General features: G+C 39.8%; 11 protein-coding genes. 4 read left to right on the forward strand and 7 right to left on the reverse strand.

Annotated elements, in window-relative coordinates:
* Nucleotides 1-600: 600 nt before the first annotated feature.
* The 4 genes from thrS (at nt 601) to rplT (ending at nt 3842) form a co-directional block, all read left to right on the forward strand.
* Entirely contained in the window at nt 601-2553 is a 1953-nt protein-coding gene (thrS, locus tag FGM01_RS10180; RefSeq protein ID WP_143411068.1) for a threonine--tRNA ligase, read from the forward strand.
* Nucleotides 2554-2574: 21 nt separating this feature from the next.
* The gene (gene infC, locus FGM01_RS10185; protein WP_262710809.1) at nt 2575-3126 is read left to right on the forward strand and encodes a translation initiation factor IF-3; all 552 of its coding nucleotides are present in this window, start codon (nt 2575-2577) and stop codon (nt 3124-3126) included.
* Between the two features lie 40 nt (nt 3127-3166).
* Complete coding sequence (gene rpmI, locus FGM01_RS10190; protein WP_143411070.1) at nt 3167-3364, forward strand: 50S ribosomal protein L35; 198 nt, start codon at nt 3167-3169, stop codon at nt 3362-3364.
* 133 nt (nt 3365-3497) lie between these two features.
* Nucleotides 3498-3842 carry a 50S ribosomal protein L20 gene (rplT, locus tag FGM01_RS10195; protein ID WP_143411071.1) on the forward strand — a complete coding sequence of 115 codons (345 nt, stop codon included), beginning with the start codon at nt 3498-3500 and terminating at the stop codon, nt 3840-3842.
* Between the two features lie 53 nt (nt 3843-3895).
* On the opposite strand, the gene FGM01_RS10200 is transcribed toward rplT, so the two are convergent.
* The 7 genes from FGM01_RS10200 to tgt all read right to left on the reverse strand — a co-directional run bounded on the left by FGM01_RS10200 (nt 3896) and on the right by tgt (nt 12815).
* Complete coding sequence (locus FGM01_RS10200) at nt 3896-6046, reverse strand: cation:proton antiporter (protein WP_243735789.1); 2151 nt, start codon at nt 6044-6046, stop codon at nt 3896-3898.
* Between the two features lie 8 nt (nt 6047-6054).
* Nucleotides 6055-6483, reverse strand: coding sequence for a secondary thiamine-phosphate synthase enzyme YjbQ (locus FGM01_RS10205; protein WP_143411072.1), 429 nt, complete (start codon nt 6481-6483; stop codon nt 6055-6057).
* 11 nt (nt 6484-6494) lie between these two features.
* On the reverse strand, nt 6495-7706 hold the full coding sequence (locus FGM01_RS10210; RefSeq protein ID WP_243735790.1) for an asparagine synthetase B: 1212 nt from the start codon (nt 7704-7706) through the stop codon (nt 6495-6497).
* Nucleotides 7707-7818: 112 nt separating this feature from the next.
* Entirely contained in the window at nt 7819-9378 is a 1560-nt protein-coding gene (dnaB, locus tag FGM01_RS10215) for a replicative DNA helicase (RefSeq protein WP_143411073.1), read from the reverse strand.
* A gap of 168 nt (nt 9379-9546) precedes the next feature.
* Nucleotides 9547-10500 carry an acetyl-CoA carboxylase carboxyltransferase subunit alpha gene (locus FGM01_RS10220; RefSeq protein WP_143411074.1) on the reverse strand — a complete coding sequence of 318 codons (954 nt, stop codon included), beginning with the start codon at nt 10498-10500 and terminating at the stop codon, nt 9547-9549.
* Between the two features lie 98 nt (nt 10501-10598).
* On the reverse strand, nt 10599-11675 hold the full coding sequence (locus FGM01_RS10225; RefSeq protein WP_143411075.1) for an LptF/LptG family permease: 1077 nt from the start codon (nt 11673-11675) through the stop codon (nt 10599-10601).
* A gap of 9 nt (nt 11676-11684) precedes the next feature.
* Nucleotides 11685-12815: a tRNA guanosine(34) transglycosylase Tgt gene (gene tgt / locus FGM01_RS10230; RefSeq protein ID WP_143411076.1), complete on the reverse strand. Its 1131-nt coding sequence runs from the start codon at nt 12813-12815 to the stop codon at nt 11685-11687.
* Between the last annotated feature and the right edge of the window lie 133 nt (nt 12816-12948).

The raw sequence follows: 12948 nt of genomic DNA on the forward strand, positions 1-12948 counted from the left end.
AAAGTCAATCTCTCAACTCCCATCTACCCTTATGAACATCGCTTTGTTTCCAAAGCGGGTGCAAATATAAAACGACTTTTGCTCTCCAACCAAATAAAAACTAAAAAGATTTTATTTAATTTTTGAAGCGCGTTTCTCTTCGCATGCCCCAGTCTCAGTACTTTCAGTGAACTCCCCGCCTTGCTCTCAAAGCGGCTGCAAATATACAACCCCTTTTTTCTTTTCACCAAACTAAAATCAATAAATTTCAAATTAATTTTCCGAAAGCCTGATCAGCCCGAAATCCCCGTCAATACTACACTCAATGAACTTTCGCCTTGCTCTCAAAGCGGCTGCAAATATACACCAACTTCTTTCTTGAAACCAAATAAAAAATGAAGTTATTTTAGAAAAATTTAAGATCAAAAAGTAACTGGCTGCAGCTCACCAGTTTCTGTTATACATTTTTTTTATTTCAACCTTGTCGAAAGGATTTTCTTCTTAAAAATTCAGCATACTATATATTAAGGTATATAATATATATAGTGTCCTATATACATATATGTATTGCGCAACCAGATTCAAGGTCTTATCTTTGTGGCTTCGCAAAAAATGAAAATAATGATCAAGATTACTCTGCCAGACGGAAGTATTAAAGAGTTTGAAAAAGGAACTACCCCAATGGAGGTAGCCAAAAGTATTAGTGAAGGACTAGCCCGGAATGTAATTTCAGCTAAATTCAATGATGAAACAGTGGAGGCTTCTACTCCCCTGGACACCAATGGCGATCTTGTTCTATTCACCTGGAGTAATGATGAAGGAAAGAAAGCTTTCTGGCACTCTACTTCTCACGTAATGGCCCAGGCCATCCAGGATTTATACCCTGGAGCTAAACTTACTATAGGACCGGCCATCGAAAGAGGATTTTATTACGATATAGATTTTGGTGATCAAAAGATCTCTGAAAACGACTTCAAAAAGATCGAGGACCGAATGCTTGAAATAGCACGTGGCAAGCACGATTTTCAGCTAAGGGAAGTTTCCAAGCAGGAAGCGCTGGATTTCTACAGGAATGAAAACAACAAGTTCAAGGTTGAATTAATCGAAAATCTTGAAGATGGAGAAATCACTTTTTGTGATCATGATACCTTTACCGACTTATGTCGCGGAGGCCATATTCCTAATACCGGTATCATTAAAGCAGTTAAATTAATGAGTGTTGCCGGGGCATACTGGAGAGGCGATGAGAAAAATCCGCAGCTTACCAGAGTATATGGTATATCATTCCCGAAACAAAAAGACCTTAAAGAATACCTTGAGCTTTTAGAAGAAGCAAAAAAGAGGGATCACAGGAAACTAGGAAAAGAACTGGAGCTTTTTACTTTCTCCCAGAAAGTTGGCCAGGGATTACCGTTATGGCTACCTAAAGGTGCAGCTTTAAGAGAAAGATTAGAAAACTTCCTGAAGAAAGCCCAGAAAAAAGCTGGCTACGAAATGGTAGTGAGCCCTCATATAGGGAGCAAGGAACTATATGTAACTTCCGGGCATTATGCCAAATATGGTGAAGACAGTTTTCAGCCCATAAGTACACCTAATGAAGGGGAAGAGTTTATGCTGAAGCCCATGAACTGCCCACATCATTGTGAAATGTATAATGCATCTTCCTGGAGCTACAGGGATTTACCAAAGAGATTTGCTGAATTTGGTACTGTATACAGGTATGAGCAAAGTGGGGAACTTCATGGACTTACCAGAGTGCGTGGTTTCACGCAGGATGATGCTCACATTTTCTGTATGCCTGAACAACTGGACGAAGAATTTAAAAAAGTTATCGACCTTACCTTATATGTATTCTCCTCTTTAGGTTTTGAAGATTTCACCGCACAGGTGTCACTAAGAGATCCTGACAATAAAGAAAAATATATAGGGTCTGATGATGTCTGGGAGAAGGCAGAATCTGCGATCATCAATGCTGCAGAAGAAAAAGGATTGAACTATGTAATTGAAACCGGGGAAGCAGCATTCTACGGACCTAAATTAGACTTTATGGTAAAGGATGCTTTAGGCAGAAGCTGGCAGTTAGGAACCATCCAGGTAGATTATAATTTACCGGAGCGTTTTGACCTGACATATAAAGGAAGTGACAACGAGTCACACCGTCCAGTCATGATTCACCGGGCCCCATTTGGCAGTATGGAACGCTTTACTGCCATCCTGCTGGAACATACCGGAGGTAATTTCCCTCTTTGGTTGATGCCGGAACAGGCTATTATTCTCTCGCTCAGTGAGAAATATGAAAAATACTCACAAAAAGTTTTAACTTTGCTCGAAAATCACGAAATTCGCGCCCTTGTTGACAACAGAAACGAGACAATAGGTAAGAAAATCAGGGAGGCTGAAGTAAATAAATTCCCTTATATGCTTATTGTCGGGGAGCAGGAAGCCAATGATGGTACGATTTCTGTACGAAAGCATAGTGAAGGGGATCTTGGTACCATGAAGATCGAAGAATTTGCAGATTTGATAAATTCAGAAATCAATAGTACCTTAAAGCCTTTTAAAACTGAAGTTTAACTAAAATTACAAGCCATAGCTATACGTAGAAAAAAACCGAACAGATTCGGGAGACAAAAAGAAGAACAGCACCGAATCAATGAGAAAATTAAAGCAGACGAGGTTCGCCTTGTTGGTGATAATGTTGAAATGGATGTATATCCAATCAGAAAAGCCCTGGCAATTGCCAAAGAACAGGAGCTTGATCTGGTAGAAATTTCTCCAAATGCCAAACCACCGGTGGTGAAGGTCATGGACTATAAAAAGTTTCTTTATGAACAAAAGAAACGTGAAAAAGCCATGAAAGCCAAAGCCAGTAAAGTGGTCGTTAAAGAGATTCGTTTTGGTCCCAATACAGATGACCATGATTACGAGTTTAAAAAACGTAATGCTGAAAAATTCTTGAAAGACGGGGCAAAGCTAAAGGCTTTCGTATTCTTCAAAGGTCGTTCCATCGTTTTTAAAGATAAAGGAGAGATCCTTTTACTGAGACTGGCGCAGGATCTGGAAGATTACGGTAAGGTAGAACAAATGCCTAAGTTGGAAGGAAAACGTATGACCATGTTTTTATCTCCAACCAAGAAATCGAAGTAATAAATAGAAATAAGAGAGTTAATTATAAAAAAGGACAGTAATGCCTAAAATGAAAACAAAATCCAGTGCCAAGAAGCGTTTCAAGCTAACCGGTACAGGTAAGATCAAAAGAAAGCACGCGTTTAAGAGTCATATCTTAACAAAGAAGTCTAAGAAACGCAAGCTAGCCTTAACGCACAGTACTTTGGTACATGAAGCAGATAAGGACAATGTCAAACTTCAATTACGTTTAAAGTAATTAGAAGCTCTTGAGGTTTAATTAAATTATTTAACCATGGAGTTGGGCAACACTTCGACTGTACTTAGTGTGACAGTTTGAAGTTTAAGTTAGAAGTGTCATTAAGACCGCCTGCTACAAAAAAATGTAAAAAATGCCAAGATCAGTAAACTCAGTTGCCAAAAGGGCACGTAGAAAAAAAGTTTTAAAGCAAGCAAAAGGATATTTCGGACGTCGTAAAAACGTTTGGACCGTTGCTAAAAATGCGGTTGATAAAGCTATGCTTTATGCATACAGAGACCGTAAAGCCAAGAAACGTAACTTCCGTTCTTTATGGATTATGCGTATAAACGCTGCCGCCAGACAAGAAGGATTATCTTATTCTCAATTCATGGGAAAACTTAACGCCAGTGAAATTGGACTGAACCGTAAGGTTCTTGCCGATTTGGCGATGAACAACCCGGAGGCTTTTAAAGCAATTGTAGATAAAGTAAAATAAAACGATTACACTCTCTTATAGAAAATCCCGCTTGTTGCGGGATTTTTTTTGTTTTAAACTTTCCGGTTTATCAATTTTCTAAAAATACCTTCCAGTTGTTCCACCGGCTCATCCAGAGAAGCATTTATTAGATTCGTGGTTTCGCTTTTTCTATTGCCTACATTAGAATAGCAGAGCAGAAAGGAATTCTCAACTCCTAAAGAATTCAGAATTGCCGGCAGGTTTTCCATGTAACTCTGGAAAGCTCTATCTCCTCTTCTAAACATTAGAAATATAATATTATCATAAGGCTGAAGATTTTCAGTAAACCAATCCATATGAAAGGTTTCCTCCAGAACAGAAGTTTCAAGATTAAGGGGATCTTTTAAATTCAACCTATCCAGAATTTTTAAAACTTCGGGAGTTGCATATATCTGTAATAACAAGCCAGAGTTACGGCCCAGGTTCCAGAGTCTATCAAGCAGGGAATAAAATCCCGGCTCCATTTCTGCATTCGGCGGAATCAATACCACGTGCCTTTTAACCGTGTTCAATGGAACAAAAGCCCTGAATATATATATGTTAACCTCGCAGTTGAACAATAAAGATTCAGTGAGATAGCCTAAAGAAACTTTCGAAGGATCGGAGTTTTTGTGCATTCCCAAAATCAGATCGCCAATCTCATTTTCTTTCACCACCCCGGTAATTGCATTCTGGAGGTTTAGATCATAACGGATAATGCCATTTAGCACATAGTCGCTGGCAGAAGCCGCGTGCCTGGCATGCTCGATTATCTTTTCTGCCTCTTCTCTTTCGGCAGGGTTTCCAATCCCGGCAATAACATTTAGACCATAAAGGTCCTTGTCTGATCTTCCAGCTTTTAGTAAAGAAGCTAAATAAATAAGCTCATCAACATTATCGATGTTTTTCATTGGAATCAGGACACGTTGTTTATCCCCTGCATCACCTTCATCTGGGTTAATGGCTTTTTCGGCCAAAATCCCTCTTCCTGCCTTTTCAGTCACAAAAGATGCAACGGTACAGGTAAAAAGGATCATTAAAATAGTACCATTAAGAACTTCATCACTTAGTAGCCGAAGGGGCTCTCCGGCTTCTGTATAACCCGTAATAATATTGTAACCGATCAAGACCGCAGCTAGAGTAGCAGCAGCCTGGGCATTACTTAGACCGAAGATCAGCAAACCTTCACTGGAAGTTAACTTTAAAGATTTTTGCGCAAGGATAGCGGCAAGATATTTTCCAAGGGTTGCAACGATAATCATAAATGCACCCACTTTTAAACTACCGGAATCTGAAAAAAATAATTCATAATCGATGAGCATTCCGATGCCGATGAGGAAGAAAGGAATGAAAATAGCATTTCCAACAAACTCAACGCGGTTCATTAAGGCAGATGATCTGGGAATTAAAGGATTCAATGCAAGCCCGCATAGAAAAGCACCAATGATACCCTCTATCCCGGCAACTTCAGATAGAAATGCCGCGAGAAATACCAGGGTTAATACAAAGATGTACTGGCTAACCGAATCTGTGACGGTTTTAAAGAACCACCTTGCCAGCAACGGGAATATATACAGAACAATCAATCCAAATATCAGAATAGATATAAAGAGACGAACCCAGAAATACAAATCCACTTCGCCCTTGTTCATACCAACGATCACCGCCAATACCAGTAATGCAAGAGTATCTGTTATTATAGTACCGCCAACACTAATGTTAACGGCAATATTTCTGGTGATCCCCATTCTCCTCACCAGCGGATAAGCGATAAGGGTATGCGAAGCGAACATACTAGCAAGTAAGACTGAAGTTTGCATGGAATATCCAAGAATATAAAAACTTCCGAAAATCCCTAAAAGCATGGGAATACTAAAGGTATAAGCACCAAAAAGAAGACTTTTAGACCCGTTCTTTTTAAAATCACCCAGGTCTATTTCTAAACCTGCCAGGAACATTATATAGAGAAGGCCGGCAGTACCGGAAAGTATTATTCCGCTGTCCCGTTCAAGTAAATTAAAACCATACGGACCAATAACGGCACCGGCAATGATCAATCCAAGAATGGCGGGAACTCTTATCTTATTTAAGAGGACCGGGGTTATTAAAATGATAAGAAGGATAATCAGGAATTTTAATACCGGATTGGTAAGAGGTAAGGTAAAATCCAGATAGAGCAATTCCAGCATTAAATTAAGGATCAAAGTTTATATTAATAGGTCTCGCCCCAGGCAGTTAAAACGAGTTTACGTGAACCTCCCCTATTCCTGTGCTCACAAAGGTAGATCCCCTGCCAGGTACCAAGATTTAATTTACCTTTTGAAATAGGTATTTGAACAGAGGGACCGGTAAGAGATGACTTGATATGAGCCGGCATATCATCTGAACCTTCCTGTTTGTGTTTATAATAAGGCTGATCTTCAGGAACCATCTCATTAAAATGACTGGCGAAATCTTCCCTTACGGTTGGATCGGCATTTTCATTGATCGTTAAACCAGCAGAAGTATGTTTAATAAAGACCTGAAGAAAACCTAATTCGATCTCTTCTATTTCTGAAAACTGATCTGTAATCTCCTCCGTAATCAAATGAAAGCCCCGGCTGCGTGGTCTTAACCTGATCTCTGTCTGAAAAATCTCCATAGATGAATCCATTATGTTTTTTGCTCTTTCTTTTTAGCCGCAGGAAATAAGACATTATTCAGGATAAGCCGGTATCCCGGGGAATTAGGGTGTAACTCCAGTTCTGTTTTAGGATCTCCTACTCTATGCTGATAATCTTCCGGATCGTGGCCGCCATAAAAGGTAAAAAAGCCCTTTCCTTTTATTCCATGAATATACCTGGCTTCACCATTAAGCTTACTTTCACCCATAATTAAAACCCCCGGCTTAATATTTTCAGGATCATAACTGGTGGTCTGGCCCATAAAACCCTTAACCAGTCTGGTATGATTTTGTGTGAGCATCGTTGGAACCACATCCCATTTTGCAGAATAATCCATCAGTGTAAAATAATCGGTTTCTTTCTGGATCTGCCTTTTACCGGTCATATCTATACTGGAAAACTCATATACCATAGGACTTCTTTCAAGTTCGAAATCAGTAAAGGCAAAGGTATTATCGAAATTGATCTTTGCCTGGTATCCCGGTTCACTAGGATCGCCATCAAACATGGCTTCCGCAATATCCACCCCTTCTGCGGCGAGGGCGATATCAAAACTATCTGTAGCGCTGCACATGGCAAACATGAAACCGCCACCAATCACATAATCCCTGATCTTGAGCGCTACTGCGAGTTTTTCTTCAGAAACTTTAGAATAACCCAGTTCAGCAGCTAATTCCTCTGCCTGCTTTTTCTCCTGTATATACCAGGGAGCGGTGCGAAATGCCCGGTAAAACTTACCATACTGGCCGGTGAAATCTTCATGATGCAAATGAAGCCAATCGTATAATACCAGGGCGTCACTCAAAACCTCTCTATCGTAGATGGTTTGATACGGGATCTCGGCATAAGTTAAAGCCATGGTTACCGCGTCATCCCAGGGTTTATTACCGGAAGGACTGTAAACTGCGATCTTGGGAGCTTTTTCCAGAGTAACTGCTTCCATGTTTTGGGAAGGACTACTTATCTCTTCCAGGATAGATCCTGCCATAGCATCACTAATCACTTCAAAATCCACTCCCCTAATCTGGCATTCCTTTCTTAATTTATCTGAATCTGCAATTAAAAATGAGCCACCACGATAGTTTAGCAACCAGCTTACCTCCAGTTGATTTTCCAGGGAATAATAGACTATCCCGTATGCTTTCAAGTGATTGCTTTGAGCGTCTGCATCCATAGGTATAAGGATACGAGAAGCGAACATTTGAATACTGATTAGCATAAAAAAAGAAAGCAGTAAGGTATTTCTCAATACGTTACTGCTGTGAATATTTTTTAAAATAGAAATCCCGTCAGCTGTTCCCAGCTTAAATATATTAGAACGGAACGTCGTTATCGTCATCATTAAAATTACTGTTCATTGAACTTCCAAAGGCTTCATCGGCGCTTGGGTTAGGTAAATTGAAGTTTCCAAAATCATTATCCCCGTCACCACTATTCATGCTGGAAGGAATTTCAGATGGGAAACTAAAGTCTTCTAAATTATCAAATTTACCGAGTTCTCCAATGAATTTAAGCCTTATATTTTCCAATCCACCATTACGGTGCTTCGCTACGATAAATTCACCCTGTCCCTGGGTTGGGGTTCTTTCTTCATCATCCCATTCCTCGATCTTATAATATTCAGGTCTGTAAATAAAGGAAACGATATCTGCATCCTGCTCGATCGCACCAGATTCCCTAAGGTCTGATAGCAGTGGTCTTTTACTTCCACCACGCGTTTCAACGGCCCGTGACAGCTGTGACAGCGCAATTACCGGAACGTTCAACTCCTTGGCAAGAGCTTTAAGGTTTCGGGAAATGGTAGAGATCTCCTGTTCCCTGTTTCCTCCACCTTTCTGGCTTCCTCCGGCCGTCATCAACTGAAGGTAATCTATTACGATCATTCTAATTCCATGTTGCGAAGCCAGTCGACGCGCTTTTGCCCTAAGGTCGAAAATTGAAAGCGAAGGTGTATCATCTATAAAGAGAGGAGCTTTTTCGAGATCCTTCACTTTTACGTTTAATTGTTCCCATTCATGCTGCTCCAGCTTTCCTGTTCTTAATTTTTCTGAAGACAATCCGGTTTCAGAAGAGATCAAACGGGTGATCAGCTGTACTGAAGACATCTCCAGAGAGAAGAATGCCACAGGAATACCCTGGTCTACCGCTATGTTACGCGCCATAGATAAGGTAAGAGCGGTTTTACCCATACCAGGACGGGCTGCCACAATGATCAAATCTGAAGGCTGCCAACCTGAAGTTAACTCATCCAGTTTATCGAAGCCTGAAGGTACTCCACTCAGACCTTCTTTATTGGAAATTTCCTGAATCTTCTTTTTTGCCTGAATCACTAAACTCTGCGCAGTCTCGGTAGAACGCTTGATGTTCCCCTGGGTTACCTCGTAAAGTTTAGCCTCTGCACTATCCAGCAGGTCAAAAACATCTGCTCCCTCGTCAAAGGCTTCTTCGATGATCTCATTAGAGATCTTGATCAAACTTCGCTGAATATATTTCTGAAGAATGATACGCGCATGGAATTCTATATGCGCAGAACTTGATACCTTTTGTGTAAGCTGAATCAGATAATAATCCCCACCGGCTTTATCAAAAACCCCTTCTTTTTTTAATTGGTTAGAAACGGTTAATAAGTCAATCGCCTCAGAGCTGTCAAATAATTTTTTGATGGCTCCATATATTAATTTATGTGAATTTTTATAGAATGCCTCAGGGTGCAGAATATCGATAATTTCATCTACACCTTTCTTATCTATCATCATAGCTCCCAGCACAACCTCTTCGAGATCAACGGCCTGCGGGGGAACCTTTCCTTTTTCAAGACTTACAACATTAGATTTTTTATATGAAATATTCTGGGGGGAGGTCATTTTTTCCATAAAACGAAAGTAATTAATTTGTTAAGACAATCTTAAAGAAACTGTCCTTAGATACTTAACAGGTAATGAACAATTTACATGTTAATAAGTAAATATTTCTGTTAATAAGATAAAAAAATCCGGAAATAGATCTCCGGATTTTCTAACGATGTGGTATAAATAAAGAGCTTATCCTTTAAATACACCCATGTCTAAATACTTATCCATCCTCTTTTCCACCAGTTCTTCTGGTGATAAGTTTTTAAATTCAGAATAGGCTTTGGTAATAGAAGATTTTACCATATCAAAGATCTCTTCTCTATTACTATGTGCCCCTCCTAAAGGCTCTTTTACAATTTCATCTATAAGCTTCTGCTTTTTCATATCTATTGAAGTAAGCTTCAAAGCTTCGGCGGCGATTTCCTTGTATTCCCAGCTTCTCCATAAAATAGAAGAACAGGATTCAGGAGAAATTACTGAATACCATGTATTCTCAAGCATTAGTACTTTATCTCCTACTCCAATACCTAAAGCTCCACCACTGGCTCCTTCACCGATGATCACTACAATAATTGGCACTTTAAGCCTGGTCATTTCCAGTATATTACGGGCAATAGCTTCACCCTGCCCTCTTTCTTCCGCTTCCAGGCCGGGATATGCTCCAGGTGTATCCACGAAACATACAACCGGTACTCCAAACTTCTCAGCAGATTTCATCAGCCTTAAAGCCTTTCTATATCCTTCAGGATTTGCCATCCCGAAATTTCTGTATTGCCTGGTCTTGGTATTGTATCCTTTTTGCTGACCTACGAACATAAAACTCTGATCACCTATCTTACCCAGGCCACCAATCATCGCTTTATCATCCTTTACATTCCGGTCACCATGAAGTTCCAGAAAAGTATCTCCGCAAATAGCATTGATATAATCCAGAGTGTAAGGTCTGTTGGGATGTCTTGAGATTTGTACCCTCTGCCAGGGTGTTAAATTCTTATAGATCTCTTTCTTCTTTTCTATAAGTTTCTTCTCTATTTGCTTACAGGTAGCAGTAACATCAACTTCACTTTCTTCACCAATATTACAGGCTTTTGCATACTGATCTTCAAGTTCCTTGATGGGTTGTTCAAATTCTAAATACTCCATATTGGTTATGGTAATTATTTTTATAGCATACAAATATAACAACTTTCAAAGGATAGAAATCCCCGATAAAGTTTAAATTTTTGAACAGATTTTACGAGTTAACGCTTAGCACGGACTAACAGTATAACTGCCAGTATTCCAAAAACGATATTTGGAAACCAAACTGCAATAAGTGGTGAAAATGTTGATTGCTCGGCCATAGTACCAAAGACCTTGTCGAAGAAAATAAATACGAAAGCCAAAGAGATACCTACGGCCAGGTTCACTCCCATCCCTCCTCTTCGCTTAAAGGAAGCAACCGCTACTGCAATGATGGTAAGAATAAACGCAGAAATTGGAATGCTCCATCTTTTGTATGCAACTACCAGATATCTGTTGATATTTCCAGATCCTCTGCGGCTTTCTTTTTCAATGAATTCATTCAGCTCTGTATAATTGAGGGTCTCGGCGATATAAGATTCCGGGGTTAATTCATCAAATTCAAAAGGAAGTATTGTGTCCAGCGTACGCATAAACATAATACTGTCTTCTTCTGCGCCTACAATCCTTTTATCTACCCTGGTCAGGCTATAAAGACTATCTTCTTCATTATACCTTAGATTGGAAGCGCTTATCTTAAATTTGAGCTTGTTACCTTCAAAATGTTCCAGGGTAAAATTCCTGGCAGATCTGGTCTTTGGTTGAAAATGGCTGGCATAGATGTATTCATTATCATTGATTTGCCGGTAAACATCGCTTGTTTCCTGTATCTGGTCGCCACGCTTTAAATACTGATATTTAAATTCATTAAAGCCTTTGCTTGCCTGTGGAGCAAGATACATAGCCAGGATGAGGGCACCAATACATACTATTGTCGCACCAATTAGATAAGGCCTCAAGAACCGGTAAAAGGAAACCCCGCTACTCAGGATTGCCACGATTTCGGTATTCATCGCCAGTTTAGAAGTAAACCAGATCACAGAAAGGAAAAGGAAGATCGGGAATAAAAGGTTGGCAAAATAGATCGTGAAATCCAGGTAATAATTAGCCACCTCAATAAAAGGGACTTCATTTTCAAGGATCTTATCGATCTTCTCTGCCAGGTTCACCGTAATACCAATAGGGATGAACAACACCAACATCATGGTGAATGTTCCCAGATACCTTTTTAGTATATACCAGTCTAGAATCTTCAAATTCAGGAATTATAGACGTTTATCCATTTGCTTAACCATCTTGTCTTTCCACTGAGGGAAATCTCCGGCTAAGATATGTTTTCTTGCTTCTCTTACCAACCAAAGGTAAAAGCTCAGGTTATGAATACTGGCAATTTGCCTGCCAAGCATTTCGTTTACAGAAAATAAATGCCGCACATATGCTTTAGAGTACATGGAATCCACAAAGCTGGTTCCTTCAGGATCTATAGGTGAAAAGTCATCAGCCCATTTCCTGTTCTTGATGTTAATAGTTCCGTGGGAAGTAAACAGCATCCCGTTTCTACCATTTCTGGTAGGCATTACACAATCGAACATATCTATTCCCAGGGCGATATTTTCAAGTATATTAATAGGAGTTCCCACGCCCATCAAATATCGAGGTTTATCCTCGGGAAGGATCTGGGTCACCACATCTGTCATCGCATACATTTCTTCTGCAGGCTCCCCTACAGAAAGGCCACCAATGGCATTACCTTCTGCCCCGGCATTGGCAATATATTCTGCAGATTGCTTACGCAGATCCTTATATGTACTTCCCTGCACTATAGGGAACAGGGTTTGTTTATAATCGTAAATTTCAGGTGTTTTCTCCAGATGATTAATACATCTGTTCAGCCAGCGATGCGTCATATGCATAGATCGTTTAGCATAATTATAATCGCAGGGATAAGGGGTACATTCATCAAAAGCCATGATAATATCTGCTCCTATGGCCCGCTGAATTTCCATCACATTTTCCGGAGTAAAAGTATGATAGGAACCATCTATATGAGATTTGAACTTTACACCTTCCTCCTTGATCTTTCTTCTTTCGGAAAGTGAATATACCTGATACCCACCACTATCGGTAAGTATATTACGGTCCCAGTTCATGAATTTATGCAATCCCCCGGCCTTCTTTAAAATATCGGTTTGTGGGCGTAGATATAAATGATAGGTATTTCCTAAAATAATATCAGGATTAATATCCTCTTTCAGCTCTTTTTGATGCACTCCTTTAACTGAAGCAACCGTCCCAACCGGCATAAAAATAGGGGTTTCAATGACCCCGTGATCTGTATTTATCTTTCCTGCACGTGCTCTACTACCGGCATCGGTAGTTAAAAGTTCAAATTTCATCTGGTAATCAATATATGTTCTTTAACGGTTAGATGCAATTCGCCAATAACAACCTGAGTTGAATAGAAGTTTTGGAATTGGCTCACTCCATGGTTCCGTTTAATCGGTGCAAAGATACTCAACTTAATATCAT

Origin of the sequence: Christiangramia sabulilitoris (genome assembly GCF_007050985.1) — a bacterium.
In the GTDB taxonomy this organism is placed as follows: Bacteria; Bacteroidota; Bacteroidia; order Flavobacteriales; family Flavobacteriaceae; genus Christiangramia; species Christiangramia sabulilitoris.

What these genes read in the sequence shown, in the direction of transcription:
- rplT (WP_143411071.1), top strand. Translation starts at nt 3,498, where the DNA reads ATGCCAAGATCAGTAAACTCAGTTGCCAAAAGGGCACGTAGAAAAAAA.
- FGM01_RS10205 (WP_143411072.1), bottom strand. Translation starts at nt 6,483, where the DNA reads ATGGAGATTTTTCAGACAGAGATCAGGTTAAGACCACGCAGCCGGGGC.
- FGM01_RS10220 (WP_143411074.1), bottom strand. Translation starts at nt 10,500, where the DNA reads ATGGAGTATTTAGAATTTGAACAACCCATCAAGGAACTTGAAGATCAG.
- dnaB (WP_143411073.1), bottom strand. Translation starts at nt 9,378, where the DNA reads ATGGAAAAAATGACCTCCCCCCAGAATATTTCATATAAAAAATCTAAT.
- tgt (WP_143411076.1), bottom strand. Translation starts at nt 12,815, where the DNA reads ATGAAATTTGAACTTTTAACTACCGATGCCGGTAGTAGAGCACGTGCA.
- FGM01_RS10210 (WP_243735790.1), bottom strand. Translation starts at nt 7,706, where the DNA reads ATGTTCGCTTCTCGTATCCTTATACCTATGGATGCAGACGCTCAAAGC.
- rpmI (WP_143411070.1), top strand. Translation starts at nt 3,167, where the DNA reads ATGCCTAAAATGAAAACAAAATCCAGTGCCAAGAAGCGTTTCAAGCTA.
- thrS (WP_143411068.1), top strand. Translation starts at nt 601, where the DNA reads ATGATCAAGATTACTCTGCCAGACGGAAGTATTAAAGAGTTTGAAAAA.